Genomic DNA, 20,584 nt, shown 5'->3' with positions numbered 1-20,584 from the left:
GAAAAACTTTTATCAACTGCCGGCTACCAAAGATAACCAGCGCCTCGCTAGAAGCACGTTTGCTTCGTAACGAACAATAACTAGTATAGCGCCTACCCTCCTACTCGTCAATAGTTTTTCAAGGACTTTTTAACTAAAAAATCAAAGGCGTTTTTTAACTAAAAAACGCCTAAATTTGTTCGATTTAAAACAAATTTAGGCATCTATTCATTAAATAATGTTCGGCTTTTATTTCAATTCCCAAGTCTGCCCCTGTGGACTATCACGAACAACCAGGCCAGTTACCAACAATTGATCACGAATGGCATCCGATGTTTGGAAATCTTTAGCAGCTCGTGCTGCTGCTCGTTCTGCCAACAAAGCTTCTTGTTCTGGAGTAAGAATGATTTCTTGAGTCAACTTTTCAATTCCAAAAATACCAAGCCAGGTTTGCAAACGATTCATCAGGCACTCTAAGTCACCCTGTGTTGCAGTCTCCTGATTTTGCACCTTATTAGCCAAAGTTGCCAAATCAAAGATAACGGTAACCGCGTTCTCTGTGTTAAAGTCATCATCCATCGCTTCGATGAAGGCTTCTTCCAATTCCGCTACCTGATTTTGCACCTGTTCTGAAACCTGACCAGCTAGTGCGACCGCCTTGGTATCTAAAAGGCCTTGGTATGTTCGGTACAAGCGATCAAGTTCCCCTTGTGTTTGATCCAATCGGTCTGGGCTGTAGGAAATCGCCCGACGATAGTTGGTCTTGGCCAAGAAGAAACGCAGACCCTGCGGATCGATATCTGTGTTCAACAAATCGTGGATGGTCACAAAGTTTCCCAGTGACTTCGACATCTTTTCATCATTAACGTTGACGAAACCGTTATGCAACCAGTAACGAACAAATTGCCGGTGATGGTATGACTCCGATTGCGCCAATTCATTCGTGTGATGTGGGAAAGTTAAATCAATCCCACCAGCATGAATATCAATCGTCTCACCTAATAACTGGTCATTCATCACCGAGCATTCAAGGTGCCAGCCAGGGCGACCCGGTCCCCATGGTGATGGCCAGGCCACGACATCCGGACGACTTTCACTCTTCCACAAGGCAAAATCAGTTGGGTCCTGCTTATCTTCTTGGTCTTCTTCCCCAAGACGACCGGCAGCATTTTCCTCCAATTGTTCCATGTTTTGATGGGAAAGCGCCGTGTAGTTTTTAAACTTCTTCGTCGAAAAGTAAACATTACCGTTCACTTCATAGGCCTGCCCCTGGTCAAGCAATCGTTCAACGAATTCGACCATTTCTTTCATATATTCAGTCGCCCTTGGGCGGCTAGTAGCAGGTTTAATATTTAGCTGCCGTGTATCTTCTGCAAAAGCAGCGGCATACTTATCGGCCACTTCCTGCTCAGTTAGGCCTTCCTTTTCGCCTTGCGCGATAACCTTATCACCCAAATCAGTAAAGTTGGAAACGAAATTCACTTCATAACCACGCCATTCCAAATAGCGGCGAATCGTGTCAAAAGCAACAGCTGATCGTGCATTCCCAATATGAATATAGTTATAAACCGTCGGTCCACACAGGTACATGGTAATTTTGCCTGCTTCTTGCGGGGCAAAATCTTCTTTTTCCAGGCTGTAGGTGTTATAGACTTGAAGCATATGCGGACCTCTTTTACTTTAGTAATCGTCATTGTTTGCTCTCATTATAGCAAAACCAACAAAAAACAGCACTCAAAGTGAGTGCTGTTTTAAAACCTTAGTCGAGGTACTTGGCCTTGACATCAGCCATCGTCTTCAAGACAGCCGGCTTGTCCAACAAGACAAGCATTTCAGGTAGGTTTGGTCCCTGAATTTGGTGAGTTGTCGCAATTCGGATTGGGTTCCACAAATTACGGCCCTTAATTTCAAGGTCATTTTGAATACCGCGGATGGTAGCCATATAAGTATCGGCATCGGCGTCATCTGGCAAGGCAGTATAGGCCTCTTCCCAGGCAGCAAAAACCTTGCGACCATCGTCAGATGTCAAATAGTCGACCATTTCATCTGTCACTTCGCCCAATTGGAAAAATGGTTCGCGGACCAAGTCAACGATTTGCTTCGTATAAGAAATACCGTCAACCCCAGCGACTTCGATGACTTCCTTCAACCAATCGGCACGCTTTTCAGCGTCTTCCTTTGAAATCAGACCAGCAGCAATGATTTGATCAAAGAGCTGTGGCATGATGCGATCCTTGTCCTTACGAATCCACTGGTTGTTGATCCATTCCAACTTCTTTTGGTCAAACTTAGCGTTGGCCTTTGACAAACGGTGCTCGTCAAACATTTCCTTGAATTCTTCCAATGAGAAGATTTCGTCTTCGCCCTTTGGTGACCAACCCAACAAACCAATGAAGTTGTCCATTGCTTCCGGTTGGTAACCCAATTCGCGGTATTGTTCCACAAACTGCAAGACATCGTTGTCACGCTTGGACAACTTCTTGCCCGTTGCGCCATTAATAATCAAGGCCATATGACCAAACTTTGGCACATCCCAGCCCAAGGCTTCATAAATCATCATTTGCTTTGGCGTGTTGGAAACGTGATCATCCCCACGCAAAACGTGCGAAATCTTCATCAAGTGGTCATCCACCACAACGGCAAAGTTATAAGTTGGCATGCCATCGGCCTTCTGGATAACCCAGTCACCACCAACTTCCTTGGCACCGATTTCAATATGACCCTTCACGATGTCATCCCAAGCATAAATCTTTTCCTCTGGGACGCGGAAGCGAACAACTGGCTTCAAACCCTGGGCTTCAAAATCAGCATACTTAGCTTCGCGTTCTTCGTTGGTCAAGCCCTCGTATTCATAGATATAGTGAGGGGCTTGCTTGGCAGCCTGTTGTGCTGCTCGTTCTTCGGCTAATTGTTCAGAAGTCTTGTAAGACTTATAAGCAAGGCCCTTCGCCAAGAGTTCATCGATGAATTCCTGGTAGATGCCCTGCTCATTTCGTTCTGATTGGCGGTATGGGCCATACTGACCAGGCTTATCAGGCGCTTCATCCCAATCCAAGCCTAACCATTTCAGGTTTTCCAACTGTGACTGTTCACCATTTTCAATGTTTCGCGCAGAATCGGTATCTTCGATTCGGATTACAAAAGTTCCATTGTAGTGGCGGGCAAAAAGCCAGTTAAACAACGCCGTTCGGGCGTTTCCAATGTGTAGATAGCCCGTTGGTGATGGGGCATAACGAACACGAAAGTCATCAGTCATGAATATTGTTCTCCTCAGTACAGCCTAACGCTGAAAAATTCTTTCTTAAGTATACAACAAGTCGGGCAGGCTTTCAGCCCTCCTGAAAAAATCAGGATCGTTTTGGTCCTGATTTCAAAATAGTTTGGTCGGTAGCAGAAGCTGGCGACTCAGCCATCCTAGTCACCGAGTGCCAGACGCAACGCCTCTTTAATCGTCGTCACACCAACGACCTCAAGGCCATCCGGCAAACGCAAGCCAGCCAAGTTGTTCTTAGGCACAATCGCCCGCGAAAAGCCTAACTTGGTTGCTTCCTTCAGCCGGCCTTCTAAGTCGGCCACCGACCGGATTTCACCAGTCAAGCCCAGCTCACCAATAAAGACGTCGCTGGCCCTGGTTTCCTTATCCTGGTAAGACGAGGCGACCGCGACCGCGACCGCCAAATCGATAGCCGGTTCATCGAGCTTCACACCACCAGCTGCCTTGAGATAAGCATCCTGATTTTGCAGCAGAAGGTTCGCCCGTTTCTCCAAGACCGCCATAATCACCGAAACGCGATTACGGTCGAGGCCGGTGGCCGTCCGTTGTGCATTTCCAAAGACGGATGGGGTCACGAGGGCTTGAAGCTCCGCTAAGATTGGCCGATTTCCCTCTAACGTCGCCACAATCGCAGACCCGGTGGCACCGGCTAGCCGTTCTTCCAAGAAAATTTCGGAAGGATTAGCAACCTCGGCAAGTCCCTGGTCACGCATCTCGAAGATGCCGAGCTCATTTGTGGCACCGAAACGATTTTTGACCGCCCGCAGAATCCGGTACTTATAGTGGCGGTCCCCTTCAAAGTAAAGAACCGTATCAACCATATGCTCCAAAATCTTTGGACCGGCAATCGCCCCATCCTTGGTCACATGGCCAACAATGAAGACCGTGATGTTGTTGGTCTTAGCAATCTGCAACAAATCAGCCGTTACTTCCCGAATCTGAGCAACAGATCCAATTGGCGAGGTCAAATCAGGTTCCTGCATCGTTTGCACGGAATCAATCACCAAAAAGTTTGGCTTCATCTCCTCGACCTGCTTTTTCACCGCCGTCATATCGGTTTCCGGATACAGGTAGAATTGCTGACCGCCAACGTCTAACCGGTCCGCCCGCAACTTAACCTGAGAGGCCGACTCTTCCCCGGTCACATAGAGCACCTTCCCGTGGTTGGAAAGTTCGCCCGAAACCTGGAGCAAAAGCGTTGACTTCCCAATACCGGGGTCACCACCAATCAACACCAGAGTTCCGGCAACAACTCCGCCACCAAGAACACGGTTCAATTCTTTCAGGCCCGTGGTGACCTTGGGCGTATCTTCCAGGGAAACCTCGTTGATAGCTTGAACCTTGGCCACCTTACCGTCAATACCAACTCGCGCCTTGCGGTTAGTCGTTTCCGGTTGGATTTTTTCTTCAACAAAAGTTCCCCACTCGCCACAGTTCGGACAGCGGCCGAGGTAACGAGCCGAAATAAAGTCACAATTTGAACAGATAAATTGGGTTTTCGTTTTGGCCATTAGCCCTCCCCGGTTGAACCAAAGCCACCGGCACGAACGGCCTTAATAGTATCCTCATCCTGGTCGGCTAGCAAATAAGGCAAGAAGATTCCTTGGGCAATTCGGTCACCCTTCTTAATCAAAACGTCCTCTTGGCTAATATTGAGGACCTGCACCATAATTTCGCCCTCGTTTTGTTCATTATTGTAGTAATCCGCGTCAATAATCCCAACCGCATTTGGCATCACCAGGTGCTTTTTCTTTGGCAAAGATGACCGTGAAACCAACTGCAAGTATTCATCTGCCTGCATATAGGCCTTGATACCCGTTGAAATCAAGACTGGCTTTTGCACACCTTCTGTTGGTGCTGGAATGACAATATCAGCTGCCGCAGCAAAGTCATAGCCCGCTGCTCGTTCGGTCGAGCGAGCTGGCAGGGTCAAACCGGCATTTTCATACTGACTGACAATTTCAAATCCACGCTTTTTCATTCCAAACCCCTTTACATTTCCATTAATCTGGCATATAACCAACTTATTATTTAACTAATTTATTATACGTCATTGCGGTTAATTTCTAAACCGTCACATCATTTCTGGAGGTTCTAATGGCCATCACTGCAAAACCAGGAGCATTCTACTACGAAAAGGACGGCTTACAACTCGGCGAGGTAACCTACGTGGAAAATCAGGCCGAAAATAGCCTTGTTTTAAACCGCACCTTCGTCGACCCCAGCCTACGCGGTCAAAATATTGCGCGCCAGCTGGTTGACGAAGTGGTCAACAAAGCCCGAGCGGAGGGCAAACTCGTTCAGCCGGCCTGCCGGTACGCCGCCATTTTATTCCGTCGCTTCCGTGACGAATACCAGGACGTTGATACGACGAGCCAATTAAATCAAAAATAGGCTGGATGGGAGTAGCCCCCGTCATCAATAAAAAGCGTCGAAAGTAGGATAAGTGGCACCCCCATCCCCAATCAAAAACCGTCAAAGCTAATTGGAAGAACAACGTTTCATCCAAATGCACTTTGACGGTTTTTTAGTAGAAGTCGGCCCTAGTGTGCAGGAGATAACCCACCGATTCGGTCAGCTTCTTTCTTATTATTTCTGGTTAGCAATCACCAGCAAATGCCTAATGCGTCACTTCTGATTTTTCACTCTGGCACCAGTCGAGGATAAAGGCAGCAATCGTTTTGGTGTAGGTTTGCAGTTGTGCTAAGCTCGCCGACTCATTATCGCTATGGGCTTGAACAAGCTGGCCCGGACCATAGACAACCGCTGGAATATGATAGTAGCCAAACCAACCACCATCAGAAACTGAGGTCGACATCCCCACCACCGACTTTTGGCCAAAATTTTCTTCATGGGCCTGCGCTAATTTTTGGAAGGCAGGGCCATCCGGATTTAATTCTAAGGCTGGGAAGATTTCACCTTGATCAACCAGCATCGAATCCCCGCCCCACTCAAAGGTTGGCAGGTTATCCTTCAGCCATGGGTCGGCCCTAGCAGCTACCAAAACAGCCTCTTCAACCTCTTGCTCAATGCCCTCAACTGTCTCGTTGGGGTAAAAGTGAACCGTAATCCACAGCCGGCATTCATCAGCGACAAAGGCTGGGTGGATGCCACCTTCGATATAGGCCGGGTTAATCGTATCGGTTCCTGGTGCAAAGCCAGGATAGGACTTCGTGATGCCCCAATAGCGTTCCAGTTGCTGGAGGGCATTCATGACGACCGGCATCTTTTCAACCATGCTAGCTGCCTTCAGGCCACCACCAGTCTGGACCATTTTAATCCGGTTCCCATCATGGTAGGTATGGGGCGACTTCAGCGTAATCCAGCCTGTGATCACCCCGCCTTGTCCCTGGAAATGCGTATCACTGGTATCGCCAACAATGGCAAAGTCGATCGGGTCTTGGTGGTGGTTCAGTAAGGTCTTGGTGCCCGCCTCCCCCAACTCTTCGCCAACCACGGACTGCAGGTAAAGGTCACCGGGCAAATCAATGTGCAAATCAGCTAGGATTTTAAAGATAAAGACATAGGCAGCCATTGCCCCCTTCATATCACTCACCCCGCGACCAATTACGGTGTCACCCTCTTTAGTCAGAACAAAGGGGTCGGTTTCCCACAAGTCCTGATTTTCCAAGGCGGCCACATCAACGTGGCCATTTAACATGAGGTTATGGTGGGTTGCCGGTGCGCTCCCTGGCTTCTTGGCTTCGAGCAACCGGTCTTTTTCATAAAAATCTTCAAGTTTGGTTTCCAAGCCATATTGCGCTAATTCGCTGGCCAGCCACTCTTGTAGTGGGCTGGTATTTCGTGCCGGCGGTGAAACCGTTTCAAAGGCAACCAAACGCTCAAGAATATGTAAAAACTCTTCCTGCCCCAGGTCAATAGCAGCAAAAACCGCTTCTTTCTCATCAGTAGTCATCTTTTCTCCAATCAAAAAACTTCTCTGCAACAGTGTTTTGTGCTAGAGAAGTTTCGAGTTGGACTATGAGCCCCAATTTAGTATCAACGTATTTGGCTTTCCTACGCGAGTGCTAACTCTCAGGTTCAAAGGGTCCCTTTTCAGGTCTCAGCGGATGGCTCCCCTAGCCTTTTTAGAATAGCATACTTTTGTGCAGAATCGCAGCAAAGTGTTGTGATTGTTACCGCGGACTGCGAGAAATCCACCAAAAGTCGTCTGATTGATAGCGAAGCCTTCCGAAAAAACTCACCAAAAGTCGTCATCAGCTTGCGGGTCCAAGTCCAACTTAACAATCCCAGCCACCAAAAAAAGACCCAGCCGCAACCTGCGACCGGGTCTCTATTTAAAAGCGATTACTTTGCTGATTTTTCATCAGACTTTGCATCGTCATCTTCTTCAATAGCTGAAATGACAACCTTGCCATCAACCAAGTCAGCTGACAACGCCTTCTTACCAGGGTTATCCAAGTAGAAATCAGTTACTTGATCACGAATCTGTTGCTCAATTACTCGACGCAATGGACGAGCACCGAGGGCTTCATCATAACCATCTTCAATCAAGTGTTCCTTAACACCATCAGAAATCCGCAACGTCAAGTCCTTCTTAGCCAAGGTCTTATCCACATCCGCCAACATCAAGTCGACGATTTGCTTCAAATCTTCCTTAGTCAAGGCTGAGAATTCAACCACACCGTTGAAACGGTTCAAGAATTCTGGACGGAAGAACTTGGACAACCGATCCATTAAGTCGCCCTTTTCCACATCCTTGTTACCGAATCCGGCATTTGAAGTGGCAATGACCACGGTATTCTTGAAGTTCACCACATTTCCTTGACCATCCGTCAAGCGACCATCATCCAAGACCTGCAAAAGCAAGGTCAAGACTTGTGGGTTAGCCTTCTCAATTTCATCCAACAAGACGATTGAGTAAGGATTACGACGAACCTTTTCTGTCAAAGTGTTGCTGTTGTCATCATAGCCAACATAACCGGCTGTTGCACCAATCAACTTTGACACGGCTGTTAAATCAGAATACTCTGACATATCCAAACGGATAATGGAGTCCTTCGAACCGAAGAGGTCTTGTGCTAACTGCTTTGCCAACTCCGTCTTACCAACACCAGTTGGTCCAACGAAGAGGAACGAACCAATTGGACGGTTTCCTTCATCGAATCCAGCACGGTTACGACGAATGGCACGGGCCACGAGGTCGACGGCCTCATCTTGACCAATAACCTTACCAGCCAAACGCTTGTCGATTTGCTTCAAGTGCTCGATATCAGAGGCACCCATCTGTGAAACTGGGATACCCGTCAAGCGCTCAACAGCTTGGGCAACATCGTTTGGCGTTGCCTTAATCTTTTCAACGTTCTTAGCAGAATCTAACTTCTTTTGAACGTCAGCAATTTCATTCTTAACCTTCAAAGCCTTCTCATAGTCTTCTTGACCAACAGCGTCTTCTTGGTCCTTCTTCAAATCAGCTAACTTCTTTTCCAAAGAAACCTTGTCGGTTGCTGGGTTCTTAGCTGACAAGTGAGCGGCTGTCATATCAATTAAATCGATGGCCTTGTCAGGCAATGACCGTTGTGGAATATACTGCACTGAGTAATCCACAGCTGCCTGCAAAACATCCTTTGGTAATTCAACGTTGTGGTGCTTCTCATAAAGAGGAGCAATTCCTTCCAAAATCTTCAACGTATCTGCTGCTGAAGGAGCGTTGACCTTAACTTCGTTAAATCGACGAGCCAAAGCAGCGTTCTTCAAAATCGTGTTCCGATACTCGTCTTGAGTCGTTGCACCAATCAAAGATAATTCGCCACGTGACAAGGCTGGCTTCAAAATATCGGCCAAGCCCTTACCACCATCTTCGCCACCAGTTGAACCGGCACCAAGGATTTGGTGGATTTCATCGAAGAACAAGACCACGTTACCGGCATTCTTGACTTCATCGATTAACTTCTGCACGTTTTCTTCAAAGGCACCACGGTATTGTGTACCAGCCTCCAAAGCTGAAATGTCAATTGAATAAATCTGCTTGTCTTGGATAGCTGCCGGCACATCCCCAGCGGCAATGGCCTGAGCTAAACCTTCAATAACCGCCGTTTTACCAACACCGGCATCCCCAACCAAGACAGGATTGTTCTTTGTCCGCCGGCTCAAAATTTCGGCGGTTTCTTGAATTTCCTTGTTCCGGCCGATAACTGGATCAAGCAAACCATCCTTGGCTTCTTGGGTCAAGTTGCGACCTAATTTTGCCAACATACCATCTTGCTTAATTTGTCCTGGCTTTGCTGCCTGAGGACGACCATTACCTGCTGTCTGACCTTGTTGTGCGTCATTTGGTAACTGGCCAGTTTGGCGATATTGCGCAAACTCTTCTGGTGTTACTTCCCGGCCGTTAATTAAGTAGCGGCGGTTTTCTGAGTTCAAGCCATTCAAGTTACCCATCATACTATCAAAGATATTGTTCATATCTGAGTTAAATCCGTTGTTAAATGCATCGTTTTGATTTGCCATAAATTAATATACCTTCCTCTTTATATAAATTTACTTTCTTTTCTTTATATAAATTTACTTTCTTTTCGAAATTGGCAGTGTCATCTCAACCGTCGGATTTCGAATCCCGTTTATTTTTAACGAGTGATTCTTGATCTGGATCAGGTTTTTGATAACCGTGTTCCAATTCCTTTAATACTTGCCACATTTCCATTTGCTGGGCCCGGGCTAAGGCATCTAAATCTCGTATATTTAGTGAAGTTGCTTGGCTTTGATCTTTATTGAAAGACCGATGAATCGTCGTATAGCCATAACCGGATTCTTTTGAAACCCGATAAATGGTTAATGACTTATCCATCAAATAAGCCTTAATGTTAAAACGTACCATTCTGATCACCCCAGTTTTGATATCTCTTTTCTAACATCTTCTTCCTCCTCCACATCTATTATTATAACACATATGTGATATAACACAAGTGTGCTATATTATTTTTTTTACTTTTTGATTAAAATAGAGTAGTTGCCCTAGAGCCAAGCGGTTCTGGCTATAATGATTCCAGTGAAATAAAAAAACTATTTTCCTATAAAAAGAGGTGCCGAATGGCCAACCAACGTTACGAAATTGAAATTCCAGAAGAGGCAGTCAATGACCTCGATTTAACTGACGGGGCCAAACTCGGCCTAGTCGTCAATGATGCCTCCTTAACTTTGACTCCTGTTTTGACTGAAAACAATAAACAAGAACTTTCAATCCGGCGGTTTTTGGTGCCATCCTTCTTGGCAACCATTGCCTTTGCCTTTTGGATTTTATGGCAAAAAGACCCTCTAATTCCACTTACCGGCGATGGTTCATTGGCAACGGCTGTCATTTTCCTTAGTGAGATCACCGGCATGGGCTCCTTTATCCGCCTGCACTTAAAAAATGTTTTTCGAGAGAAAGACCCGATTAAGAAGAAAACCGATATGCGCCTGGCGCCAACTCTTTTCTTGTCAATTGCCCTGATTCAGGCATTTGCGGCCATCGCCTTTTTCTGGGCGATCGGCTACCTCTTCCAATCAGCAATCTTTGACCGGCTAACAGCGACTATCCTCTTTTTCGTCTTTGTTAGTATCATCAACTATTTAATGGTTTATGCCGTGACACTGATTTCCACGACCTTTATGATGGCCCTTTTAATTATCACCATCGTCTGCGGCGTTCTGGTGGCCATGGTGACCAACTCACGGCTTTTGTGGTGGCAGCATAATTTTTCCTTTCTAGGAACGGCCAAGGCCCACTTTTCGTGGACCTTTAACGCCACATTAATTATTGCCGGCATCCTCTGGGGCACTTTAATTGACTACCTATTTGTTCCCATCCAAAAGCGTTACAAAAAACACCGGCGCCTATCCATTTTGCGTGCCTTTTTGACTTTTGATGCCCTCTGCCTGTTGGCCATCGGCGCACTGCCTAATAATCCCGGCCTTCTTCATATTGCCCACGACACGGCGGCTAACCTGTTGATTGTTGGTACGGGTGGTCCCATGCTGTTAATTTACTGGCTTTTACCCAATGCCAACCGCGAATTTAAACTCTTTTCATTAGGAACCGCCCTCAGTATGGTAGTCACCGCCTTTCTCTTTTACGGGATTCGCTATCTTTCCCTGACCGCCTTTGAAATCATCATTTTAGGTCTCGGCATTTCTTGGCTCTTGCTTTTAATGCAAAATATTCATATGCTGTACGAGACGAAGTCGCAATCGTACCAAGTCACACTCAAATCAATTGAATAAAATCAGAACCCGCTTTTGTACCATGAAAAGGAATGACACCGATGTCAGCAGAAAAAAATAATACTTATCAAAAGGGCCCCAACCGGTCAAGAAATACCGCTCGCGGTCAAGGGCAGGGCAACAGTCACCGTCCAAACCGTTACTCAAAAAATCAGGGTAATCGTTCCAACAGTAACCAACCCGTTGAGGTCAAAATTGGACAAAAGTTCCCATTGACCATCAAGCGCCTCGGCATTAATGGTGAAGGAATCGGCTATTTCAAGCGCAAGATTGTCTTTATCCCCGGCGCATTGCCCGGTGAGGTCGTTACCGCTAAGGTAACTGATTTTACCGACAAATATATTGAAGCAAAGGTCGTCACGATTCGCGAAGAAAGCCAAGACCGGGTCACACCAGAAGATCCAGCGGCCGACTTAGTTGGTGGCTTTGAACTCGCCCACCTTTCTTACCCGGCCCAACTAGCCTTTAAAAAAGACCTAATCGTGCAGGCCCTGGAAAAGTTCCAACCCAAGGGCTTTGACCACTATCAAATCAACGACACGATTGGGATGGACGTTCCCTACCACTACCGCAATAAGGCGTCCTTGCCAATTCGCAAGATTAAAGGCGAGGTCAAATTAGGTCTTTACAAGCGCGGTACCCACGATATTGTGGACCTACCAACGATTGCTACCCAAGATGAAACATCAATGGCCATCGTCCGTCAGGTCGGCCAAATCCTGTCCGACGCTTCCGTTTCCTTTTATAACGAGGCCAAGAACACCGGTTTGGTCAAAACCATCATCGTCCGTGCCAACCAAGAAGGCCAGGCCCAACTGGTGCTGGTAACAAACGTCGAGGAATTCCCTGGTCGCCTAGCGGTTATCGATGCCCTAACGGAAAAGATTCCTGCCTTAACTGGTATTTTCCAAAATATCAATTTTGGTAAAACATCGCTGATTTGGGGTGATGAAACCATCAAGCTTTGGGGTGATGACTACCTCCATGAGGAAATCTTAGGACTAAACTTCGCCTTTTCCCCTCGAGCATTCTTGCAACTGAACCACGAACAAATGACCAAAACCTATGAAATCGCGATTAAGGCGTTAGACCTTAACAAGGAAGACACCCTGGTCGATGCCTATTCGGGCGTGGGAACGCTGGGCTTGTCAATGGCCTTCTTGGTCAAGGAAGTCCGCGGAATGGAAGTTATTCCAGAAGCTGTAGCAGATGCTCGCTTAAACGCTGAAGAAAACGGCATCGAAAACGCCTTCTATGAAGTTGGAACAGCCGAAAAAGTCTTTCCTAAGTGGGCTAAGGAGGGCTTTGCGCCAACTGCTGTGGTTGTCGATCCACCACGACCAGGTTTGGACGATGCTTTCAAGCGAGCTTTGCTCAAAACAAAGCCTAAGAAATTAGTCTATATTTCTTGCAACCCATCGACGCTAGCCCGCGACTTAGCGGACCTCGATGCTGCTTATCAAGTTGACTTTATTCAACCAATCGATATGTTTCCCCAGACTCCCCGTTGGGAAGGCGTCGTCAAACTCTCATTGAAATAAAAAGATAGAAAAGAGCCGTTTTATTTAGCGGCTCTTTCTTTTATAATGAAAATAATGTGATTTTTATCTTTTGGAAAGGCGGATGCTCTTATGTACCACCGCGATGGACGATATTTTGAATTAAGTTGGCGACAGATTTACTTCTATTTTTTGCTTTCACTAATCCTCGATGCCCTTGGCAACGGGCTTTCTGTGGCCACCAACCTCGGTTCCGCCCCATGGACTGCCGGTGCCGCCAATTTGGCCCACGTCACTGGGGTACCGATTTCAATTTACCTGGCAGCAACGACTGTCCTGGTCGCAATTGCCAATATCTTTTTAGCTAAAAAGTTTGTTTTAAAGCGTTTCCTCGGCAACATCACCTTTGGTCTCCTTTTTTCCTTTTTGGCCGGCTTTTTTAATACCATTTTTGTTCAGATGGGTGTGCGCACAGTCCCTCTGTGGCTCCGCATCCCACTCGATCTTTTTGGTGTTGCCGTCGTGGGGGTCGCCATTTCGGTGTACCAGCGGGTTAACTTCATTCTTCATCCAATTGATGATATGACCAACATCCTGCGTTTCTCCTACTTCCGTGGCTCCGCTCCAAAAGCACAAATTTCAAACTTTATCTTTGCCATCGGCATTTCTCTGGCCTGTTGGGCCTACTCAGGCAGCATCGTCTCCATTAACATCGGAACGGCCGTTTCCTTCTTCTTGCAGGGACAAATCATTGCCTGGTCCGACAACTTAGTCTTTCCGCACCTTGTCCACGGCAATATGGATTTAACCCACAAGGATATCCCAGTCCAAAACAAGGATTAAAAATCAGTTTCAAACACAAAAAGGCACTCACGTTCAGAATCGAACGCGAGTGCCTTTTCAGTTTACTGGCAAAGAATGGCACAAAGCCACTTTGCACTGTGAGCCAACCCCGCTTTATGATTGGGACTGACCTGATTTATGCTTTTGTTTAAATGGAATCAGCTTGCGCTGTTTGCTTCCTCTGTGATGCAAAGAATTGTTGACCAATCTGAGTCACAATGCGGTTATTCAAAACCAAATAAGTTAGAACCAACTGAATTGGGAAAAAAATCAACTGCTTTGGCAACCGCGCTGATAACATGGCCGAAAAGACCGACCATGAATGTTGTGGTGAATACATGATCATCAAGGCGAAGGTATTCACTAAAAAGTTAACTACAAAGGTAATCAGCAAGACGGCTACGAGGATTTTACCCCAGTGAACGGTTTTTGTCAGCGGCTGTTGGTAGAAGAACCCGCCATAAATGAGTCCAGCTAACACAACGCCAAAGGCCATAATTGGCGACCAGGCGCCATGGGCCACAAAAAAAGTCACGTTAACGAAGTCGAGTAAGACCATCACCAACATCGTCCAGATTGGACCGAAGAACCGCCCCATCAAAGACGATGCCAAAAAGACAAAGGAAATCTTGATGGTTGGTGTCAGCATGACTGAAAACTTACCGATAACCAACGAGAGGGCCATTAAGACCGCTAGCAAAACGAGCTGTTGGATCGACAAAGAAGACAGCCCCCACTTCTTGAAAACTGTGTGCTTGTTCATATTCTTGAACCTCCTAAAGGAGCGTCCACCGGGTTGGTGAATGCGAAACCCGTACCGCACATAAATGTTTCGTCAGTGGCTCACATTCCGTTTCCACTGCACTTAACGCACGGGTTCCTACCCCATATTTATTTTTTGCCAACTATTGTTTTGTTCGGAGAAGTTATTTCTAAATAAAACGAACAATTGACGGTATCTATTATATCACGTTCGTTTATCTTAAGCCAAAGAAAAAAGCCGCCATTCTAATGACAGCATTTTGCTTACATTTTTGCTTCTAATTGAACGTCTGGATACTTATCCTTGAACCAGTTCAATGCAAAATTATTTTCAAATAAGAAGACGGGACGGTCGTAGCGATCCTTGACCAACAAGTTCCGCGATGAAGCCATCTTTTCGTCCACTTGGTCTGGGTCAATCCAACGGGCAACCTTTGAACCAATCGGCTCAAATTGAATTTCAACGTTATACTCATTTTCCATTCGGAACTTGAACACTTCGAACTGCAACTGACCAACAGCACCAAGAATATACTCGCTTGAATTCCATGACTTATAAAGCTGAATTGTTCCTTCTTGAACCAATTGGGTAATGCCCTTGTGATATGACTTTTGCTTCATCACATCCTTGGCAATGACTTTATTAAAGTACTCAGGGGTAAAAGTTGGCAAATCAGGGAAGCGAACGGCTTTTTTACCAGAGAAAATCGTATCACCGATTTGGAAGTTCCCGGTATCATAAACACCGATAATATCGCCAGGAACGGCTCCCTGAACGTTTTCACGCTCTTCTGCCATAAACTGGGTCACATTGGCCAAACGAAGCTTCTTGCCCGTTCTTTCTAGCGTGACGTCCATGCCTCGTTCGAAGGCACCGGATACGATTCGCACAAAGGCAATCCGATCTCGGTGACGGGGATCCATGTTTGCCTGAATCTTAAAGACAAAACCGGTAAATTCCGGATTATCCGGTTCAATCACCTGGTCATCAACTGTTGTGACCGGTGCAGGCATTGGTGCATAGGTCAGGTATTCCCGCAAGAATTCGGTCACACCAAAGTTCGCTAGGGCTGACCCAAAGAAAACCGGCGTTAACTTACCCGTGGCAACGGCTTTTTCGTCAAATTGATTACCAGCATCTTCCAACAATTCAACTTCATCCAAGCCCTCTTGGCGAACTTCTGGATGGTCGGCTGCATTCTTAAAGGGAATCAGTTCCTTTTGCTTCAAGTCATAAATACCCTGCAAAATCTGCCCAGATCCAATTGGCCAGTTCATTGGGTATGCTTGGATGCCCAAGATACTTTCTAATTCGTCCACCAAGTCCAATGGTGACCGGGCATCACGATCAATCTTGTTAAAGAAGGTGAAGACGGGAATGCCACGTTTTGAAACAATTTCAAATAACTTCTTGGTCTGTGGCTCAATTCCCTTCGCAGCATCAACAACCATGACAACCGAATCAACGGCCATCAGTGTTCGATAAGTATCTTCCGAGAAATCTTCGTGCCCCGGTGTATCCAAAATGTTGATGCGCTTGCCCTCGTAGTCAAACTGCAGGACAGAAGAGGTAACCGAGATACCACGCTGTTGCTCAATGGCCATCCAGTCCGATGAAGCCATCTTCTTGGCCCCACGGCCCTTGACCGTTCCGGCTTCGCGAATAACGCCACCATGGAGGAGTAATTGCTCCGTTAAGGTTGTTTTTCCCGCATCGGGATGGGAAATAATGGCGAATGTCCGCCGATTTTGTAATTCTTGTTCAAAGTTTTCCATAATAAGCTTATTTTACATGAAAAAAGCGCTCAGGGCTAGGGCTGAGCGCAGAAACATCTGCTTTCAGTTCGTCCTGAAACGCTTTTTTAATTTAAACTATTTAAGTTAGAAAATAGTGGGCACGTCAAGTGACCTGATTTACTTTTGTTCTGCCTTGTATTGCTCAGCTTCCGCTGGTGTTGCCAAGACAAAGTGACCAGGTTCAACCTCAACCATTTTCCGTTCCTGTCCATCCTTTTCGAAGCTCGCATCGTATGGCTTAATCACACGCTGCTTTTCAACGATTGGGTCAGGTTCGGGCACAGCCGAAAGCAAACTCTTGGTATATGGGTGCAATGGATGGTTATAAACTTCATCCGCAGTGCCCAATTCAACCAACTTTCCCCAGTGCATGACACCAATTCGGTCAGAGATGTACTTGACCATGGCCAAATCGTGGGCAATAAAGAGGTAGGTCAATTTGTTTTGCTTTTGCAAATCAGCCAACAGGTTAACAACCTGAGCCTGAACAGAAACGTCCAAGGCTGAGATTGGTTCATCAGCGATGATAAACTTTGGTTGAACAGCCAACGCACGGGCAATCCCAATTCGTTGCTTCTGTCCACCAGAGAACTCGTGAGGATATCGTGAGGCGTGGTCCTTGTTCAAGCCAACCAGCTTCAACAATTCCAATACCTTCGCTTCGCGTTCGGAACGCTTCTTGCTGTAACCAACCTGGTCAAGACCTTCCCCAATGATATCTTCAACCCGCAAACGGCCGTTCAATGAGGCCTGTGGGTCCTGGAAAATCATCTGCGCTTGCTTACGAAAGTCCTTCATGCCCTGCTTTTTCAACTGGCCCAAATCTTGGCCATCAAAAGTAATGGTTCCTGAATCTTGGTTGTAGAGCTTCAAAATTGTCCGACCAATGGTCGTCTTTCCTGATCCTGATTCCCCAACCAAGCCAAAGGTTTCCCCTTCATAAATATCAAAGGAAATTTCATCAATGGCCTTGGTGGCGTTGCTCTTACCAGCGTTAAAAGTCAGGTTCAAGTCCTTAATTTCAACTAATTTCTTTGCATCTGGATTTTGCATTACTTGGCCCCCTCATTTTCTAAGGTCTGCCAAAATGCTTGGCGACGCTGAATCTCAAGTGGTGGTGTTACCTTTGGTGCCCGATCATCTAAGAGCCATGTGGCTGCAAAATGAGTGGGTGACACTTCAAAGAGTGGTGGTTGCTTTTCATGATCAATTGCCAAACCATAGACGTTTCGATCCGCAAAAGCATCGCCCTTTGGTGGGTAAAGCAAGTCCGGTGGCGTACCAGGGATGGCTTGCAAGGTACCAGATTCCGTCTTCGTTGATGGCATTGAACCCAACAATCCCCATGTGTACGGGTGTTTTGGATTATAGAAGACTTCGTTCACCAGGCCAGTTTCCACAATTTTACCGGCATACATAACAGCCACTCGATCAGCGATTCCAGCAACAACACCCAAATCATGGGTGATAAAGATAATGGCTGTATTGTTCTTCTTTTGCAACTTCTTCAAGACCTGCAAAATTTGGGCCTGAATCGTCACATCCAAAGCAGTCGTTGGTTCATCGGCAATCAAGACCTTTGGGTCAGCGGCCAATGCAATGGCGATAACGGCACGCTGACGCATTCCACCAGACCACTGATGTGGATAATCATTGATATGTTCCTCAGCATTTGGAATACCAACATCCTTCATCAATTGCAAGGCCTTTTCCAGTGCTTCAGCCTTTTCAACTTCGTGATGCTTCATGATTGGTTCCGCAATCTGGTTACCAATCTTCATCGTTGGGTCTAGTGAAGTCATTGGGTCCTGAAAGACCATTGCGACTTCAGAACCACGATAACTTTCCCACTCTTTTTCGGACAATTTAGCCAAATTCTTACCGTCATAGAGAATTTGACTTTCTTCACCTAATTCAGCGTTTTGAGCATTTAGACCGAGGAGGGTCTTTGTCGTCACTGATTTACCAGAACCAGATTCCCCAACAATGGCCAGGGTTTCGCCGGCATTTAAATCAAAATTAACGCCCCGAATCGCCTGGATTTTTCCAGCATAAGTGTTAAAGTCCACGCGGAGGTCTTTTACTTGTAAAATTGGTGCTACCATGAAGGCCTCCTTATTCATCCGCCATCTTTGGATCAAAGGCATCACGCAAGCCATCACCCAAGAGGATGAAGGCCAAGGATACCAAGACCAAGACAACTGATGGAATCAAAATCTGATATGGGTAGTATTGCAACATGTTCTGTCCGTCAGTAATCAACGTTCCCAGTGAAGCCGTTGGTGCCTTCACACCCAAGTTGATGGCTGACAAAACCGCTTCGAACATGATAGCGGCAGGAATCGTCATCATGATTTGCACGATAATTGTTCCAGACATGTTTGGCACCAGATGCTTCAAAGCAATCTTTGGTCCAGATTCGCCCAAAGTCTTAGCAGCCAAAACGAAATCACGTTCCTTATAGGTCAGAGTTAAGTTACGAACCTGACGGGCCATTCCAGTCCAACTCGTCAAGGCAATGGCCAAAATAATGGACCAAATACTTGAACCAAAGAGCATGGCCAAGAGGGTCACGACAACCAAGTTTGGAATGGCTGAAATTACTTCAATAATCCGTTGCATGATGGTATCAACCCAACCGCCAACCCAACCGGAGACCAAACCATAACTAACACCAATCAGCAAATCGATTGCTGTCGCGACGATGGCAATAAAGAGCGAAATTCTCAAACCAACCGTCACACGCTTGGCAACAGAGCGGCCAAGGTTATCAGTTCCCAAAAGGTAGTTTTGATCAACACCATTCTTTTCATAAATATCAACTGATTCAGTAGCGCCCGGAGACGTCATTTTCCCATCCCAACCCGGAATTGGCAAACCAGACTTTGGTGGTAAATTCTTGTATTTAGACGTATTTGTGTCAAATTGGTTAGCCGAATTTTGACTGACAATTGGTGTCGAAATCAAAGCATAAAGCATGACCAAAACCAAGAAGACCAAACTAACAACTGCTAATTTGTTCTTACGCAGACGGTGCCAAACACTCTGCCAAGTCGACAAGGCGGGCTTCACGATGTTTTCGCTGGCCGACTTATCTTCAATCCCAACGAGGGAAAATTCATTTTGTACTTCTTCCATGTTCTCCCCCTACTTCAACCGAACTCGTGGATCAACGATTGCCGTCAAAATATCGGTAATCAAGATGCAGATCATCAACATCGCTGCATAAACAATAGTGGTACCCATAATAACCGGATAATCCTTTGTCGGAATTGAGGAAACAAACTGTTGCCCAATTCCAGGAATTGAAAAGATGTTTTCAACCAAAGTTGATCCAGTCAACAGGTTAGCAACCATTGGACCAATCAGCGTCAAAATCGGAATCATCGAGTTTCGATAAGCATGCTTACGAATTAATTGTGTCCCAGTCAATCCTTTGGCTCGAGCCAATTGGATATAATCCGAATGCAAAACATCAATCATTTCGGAACGAACAAATCGCGTGGTCGTTGCCGCGGGGCCAACGGCCAAAGCCAAAGTTGGCAAAATTGTTTCGGAGAAGCTATCACCCCAACCAGAAACTGGCAACCAACCTAGGTTATAACCAAAGACGTAAAGCAAGACAATGGCTAAGATAAAGGAAGGAATCGAGATTCCCAAAGTGGAAATAATTCCCAAGAAACCATCCATCTTCTTGTTTTGGTTCTTAGCAGAAACTGCCCCAAACCAAAGGCCAAGCAAGATTCCAACAACCAAGGCTTGCAAACCAAGTTGCGCAGAAACTGGCAATCGTTGTCCAATCAACATTGTAACCGACTGATTTTGATACTGATAAGACGTTCCAAGATCACCATGCAACAGATTCACAAGGTAATCAAAGTACTGAACAACGATAGGCTTATCCAAACCATACGTTTCGTTCAATTGGGCAATTGCCGAAGCCGACAAGTGCGGATTATTATACGGTGTTCCTGGCAAAATCTGCATTAAGAAGAATGTGGCAGTAACCACAATCCACAATGTGACTAGCAGGATTAACACTCGTTTTAAAATGTATTTGGCCATTTTAATGACTCTCCTAGCGCTATAGCGAAGTTATCGTTGCCGATTTAAACTAATTTAATACCGTCTTTTTTTAGAAAGACACGCTTCACATCAAAGGCAGGTCACATAAAGGGTGTCCATTATGATACGGGACGTCTCTCTC

The 20,584-nt window shown here is 46.1% G+C and carries 17 protein-coding genes and 1 riboswitch; of the genes, 4 read left to right on the top strand and 13 right to left on the bottom strand.

All coding sequences use genetic code 11. The features are described 5' to 3' along the window. Window positions 1-228: 228 nt before the first annotated feature. From cysS to dut, 4 genes are all read right to left on the bottom strand, one after another. A complete protein-coding gene (gene cysS, locus AABI08_RS07460) occupies window positions 229-1,641 on the bottom strand; it encodes a cysteine--tRNA ligase (RefSeq protein ID WP_338344237.1) in 1,413 nt (470 codons plus the stop codon). A 97-nt stretch (window positions 1,642-1,738) separates the two neighbouring features. Then, window positions 1,739-3,235 (bottom strand): glutamate--tRNA ligase, encoded by a 1,497-nt coding sequence (gltX, locus tag AABI08_RS07455; RefSeq protein WP_338344240.1) that lies wholly within the window; start codon window positions 3,233-3,235, stop codon window positions 1,739-1,741. Window positions 3,236-3,393: 158 nt separating this feature from the next. Further along, the gene (radA, locus tag AABI08_RS07450; protein ID WP_338344242.1) at window positions 3,394-4,764 is read right to left on the bottom strand and encodes a DNA repair protein RadA; all 1,371 of its coding nucleotides are present in this window, start codon (window positions 4,762-4,764) and stop codon (window positions 3,394-3,396) included. Then, window positions 4,764-5,234 (bottom strand): dUTP diphosphatase, encoded by a 471-nt coding sequence (gene dut, locus AABI08_RS07445; protein ID WP_338344244.1) that lies wholly within the window; start codon window positions 5,232-5,234, stop codon window positions 4,764-4,766. The genes radA and dut overlap by 1 nt, the downstream gene beginning before the upstream one ends. 116 nt (window positions 5,235-5,350) lie before the next feature. On the opposite strand from dut, the gene AABI08_RS07440 reads away from it, so the two are divergent. Further along, entirely contained in the window at window positions 5,351-5,647 is a 297-nt protein-coding gene (locus AABI08_RS07440) for a GNAT family N-acetyltransferase (protein WP_338344245.1), read from the top strand. 226 nt (window positions 5,648-5,873) lie between these two features. Here the strand turns inward: AABI08_RS07440 and AABI08_RS07435 are convergent, their stop codons facing one another. From AABI08_RS07435 to AABI08_RS07425, 3 genes are all read right to left on the bottom strand, one after another. Beyond that, window positions 5,874-7,169: an acetylornithine deacetylase gene (locus tag AABI08_RS07435; RefSeq protein ID WP_338344247.1), complete on the bottom strand. Its 1,296-nt coding sequence runs from the start codon at window positions 7,167-7,169 to the stop codon at window positions 5,874-5,876. Between the two features lie 392 nt (window positions 7,170-7,561). After that, on the bottom strand, window positions 7,562-9,724 hold the full coding sequence (locus tag AABI08_RS07430) for an AAA family ATPase (RefSeq protein WP_338344249.1): 2,163 nt from the start codon (window positions 9,722-9,724) through the stop codon (window positions 7,562-7,564). Between the two features lie 85 nt (window positions 9,725-9,809). Next, on the bottom strand, window positions 9,810-10,091 hold the full coding sequence (locus AABI08_RS07425) for a transcriptional regulator (protein ID WP_338344251.1): 282 nt from the start codon (window positions 10,089-10,091) through the stop codon (window positions 9,810-9,812). Window positions 10,092-10,303: 212 nt separating this feature from the next. Between AABI08_RS07425 and AABI08_RS07420 the strand changes: the two genes are divergently transcribed. The 3 genes from AABI08_RS07420 to AABI08_RS07410 all read left to right on the top strand — a co-directional run bounded on the left by AABI08_RS07420 (window position 10,304) and on the right by AABI08_RS07410 (window position 13,818). Next, a complete protein-coding gene (locus tag AABI08_RS07420; RefSeq protein WP_338344252.1) occupies window positions 10,304-11,476 on the top strand; it encodes a DUF998 domain-containing protein in 1,173 nt (390 codons plus the stop codon). Between the two features lie 41 nt (window positions 11,477-11,517). Further along, the gene (gene rlmD, locus AABI08_RS07415) at window positions 11,518-13,017 is read left to right on the top strand and encodes a 23S rRNA (uracil(1939)-C(5))-methyltransferase RlmD (protein ID WP_338344639.1); all 1,500 of its coding nucleotides are present in this window, start codon (window positions 11,518-11,520) and stop codon (window positions 13,015-13,017) included. A gap of 90 nt (window positions 13,018-13,107) precedes the next feature. Continuing rightward, entirely contained in the window at window positions 13,108-13,818 is a 711-nt protein-coding gene (locus AABI08_RS07410; protein ID WP_338344256.1) for a DUF6198 family protein, read from the top strand. Between the two features lie 148 nt (window positions 13,819-13,966). Here the strand turns inward: AABI08_RS07410 and AABI08_RS07405 are convergent, their stop codons facing one another. From AABI08_RS07405 to AABI08_RS07380, 6 genes are all read right to left on the bottom strand, one after another. Then, window positions 13,967-14,581, bottom strand: coding sequence for a folate family ECF transporter S component (locus AABI08_RS07405; protein ID WP_338344258.1), 615 nt, complete (start codon window positions 14,579-14,581; stop codon window positions 13,967-13,969). Between the two features lie 32 nt (window positions 14,582-14,613). Then, window positions 14,614-14,708: riboswitch (THF riboswitch) on the bottom strand. Window positions 14,709-14,844: 136 nt separating this feature from the next. Further along, window positions 14,845-16,356, bottom strand: a complete 1,512-nt coding sequence (locus tag AABI08_RS07400) for a peptide chain release factor 3 (protein ID WP_338344260.1) — start codon at window positions 16,354-16,356, stop codon at window positions 14,845-14,847. A gap of 138 nt (window positions 16,357-16,494) precedes the next feature. After that, entirely contained in the window at window positions 16,495-17,430 is a 936-nt protein-coding gene (locus AABI08_RS07395) for an ABC transporter ATP-binding protein (RefSeq protein ID WP_338344262.1), read from the bottom strand. Continuing rightward, on the bottom strand, window positions 17,430-18,482 hold the full coding sequence (locus tag AABI08_RS07390; RefSeq protein ID WP_338344264.1) for an ABC transporter ATP-binding protein: 1,053 nt from the start codon (window positions 18,480-18,482) through the stop codon (window positions 17,430-17,432). Before AABI08_RS07390 ends, AABI08_RS07395 begins: the two co-directional genes overlap by 1 nt. A 10-nt stretch (window positions 18,483-18,492) precedes the next feature. Further along, on the bottom strand, window positions 18,493-19,515 hold the full coding sequence (locus AABI08_RS07385; RefSeq protein ID WP_338344266.1) for an ABC transporter permease: 1,023 nt from the start codon (window positions 19,513-19,515) through the stop codon (window positions 18,493-18,495). Window positions 19,516-19,524: 9 nt separating this feature from the next. Next, window positions 19,525-20,442 carry an ABC transporter permease gene (locus AABI08_RS07380; RefSeq protein WP_338344268.1) on the bottom strand — a complete coding sequence of 306 codons (918 nt, stop codon included), beginning with the start codon at window positions 20,440-20,442 and terminating at the stop codon, window positions 19,525-19,527. Window positions 20,443-20,584 lie beyond the last annotated feature (142 nt).

The sequence above is a fragment of the Fructobacillus evanidus genome (assembly GCF_963580165.1).
Taxonomy (GTDB): Bacteria; Bacillota; Bacilli; order Lactobacillales; family Lactobacillaceae; genus Fructobacillus; species Fructobacillus evanidus.
Note: the sequence above shows the minus strand (reverse complement) of the source record. Positions and strands in the feature narration are given on the sequence as shown.

Excerpts from the sequence above, each read along its gene's own strand:
- dut (WP_338344244.1), bottom strand. The coding sequence starts at position 5,234 with ATGAAAAAGCGTGGATTTGAAATTGTCAGTCAGTATGAAAATGCCGGT.
- AABI08_RS07380 (WP_338344268.1), bottom strand. The coding sequence starts at position 20,442 with ATGGCCAAATACATTTTAAAACGAGTGTTAATCCTGCTAGTCACATTG.
- AABI08_RS07385 (WP_338344266.1), bottom strand. The coding sequence starts at position 19,515 with ATGGAAGAAGTACAAAATGAATTTTCCCTCGTTGGGATTGAAGATAAG.
- AABI08_RS07420 (WP_338344252.1), top strand. The coding sequence starts at position 10,304 with ATGGCCAACCAACGTTACGAAATTGAAATTCCAGAAGAGGCAGTCAAT.
- AABI08_RS07405 (WP_338344258.1), bottom strand. The coding sequence starts at position 14,581 with ATGAACAAGCACACAGTTTTCAAGAAGTGGGGGCTGTCTTCTTTGTCG.
- AABI08_RS07390 (WP_338344264.1), bottom strand. The coding sequence starts at position 18,482 with ATGGTAGCACCAATTTTACAAGTAAAAGACCTCCGCGTGGACTTTAAC.
- gltX (WP_338344240.1), bottom strand. The coding sequence starts at position 3,235 with ATGACTGATGACTTTCGTGTTCGTTATGCCCCATCACCAACGGGCTAT.
- rlmD (WP_338344639.1), top strand. The coding sequence starts at position 11,518 with ATGTCAGCAGAAAAAAATAATACTTATCAAAAGGGCCCCAACCGGTCA.
- AABI08_RS07440 (WP_338344245.1), top strand. The coding sequence starts at position 5,351 with ATGGCCATCACTGCAAAACCAGGAGCATTCTACTACGAAAAGGACGGC.
- AABI08_RS07430 (WP_338344249.1), bottom strand. The coding sequence starts at position 9,724 with ATGGCAAATCAAAACGATGCATTTAACAACGGATTTAACTCAGATATG.
- radA (WP_338344242.1), bottom strand. The coding sequence starts at position 4,764 with ATGGCCAAAACGAAAACCCAATTTATCTGTTCAAATTGTGACTTTATT.
- AABI08_RS07400 (WP_338344260.1), bottom strand. The coding sequence starts at position 16,356 with ATGGAAAACTTTGAACAAGAATTACAAAATCGGCGGACATTCGCCATT.
- cysS (WP_338344237.1), bottom strand. The coding sequence starts at position 1,641 with ATGCTTCAAGTCTATAACACCTACAGCCTGGAAAAAGAAGATTTTGCC.
- AABI08_RS07395 (WP_338344262.1), bottom strand. The coding sequence starts at position 17,430 with ATGCAAAATCCAGATGCAAAGAAATTAGTTGAAATTAAGGACTTGAAC.
- AABI08_RS07435 (WP_338344247.1), bottom strand. The coding sequence starts at position 7,169 with ATGACTACTGATGAGAAAGAAGCGGTTTTTGCTGCTATTGACCTGGGG.
- AABI08_RS07410 (WP_338344256.1), top strand. The coding sequence starts at position 13,108 with ATGTACCACCGCGATGGACGATATTTTGAATTAAGTTGGCGACAGATT.
- AABI08_RS07425 (WP_338344251.1), bottom strand. The coding sequence starts at position 10,091 with ATGGTACGTTTTAACATTAAGGCTTATTTGATGGATAAGTCATTAACC.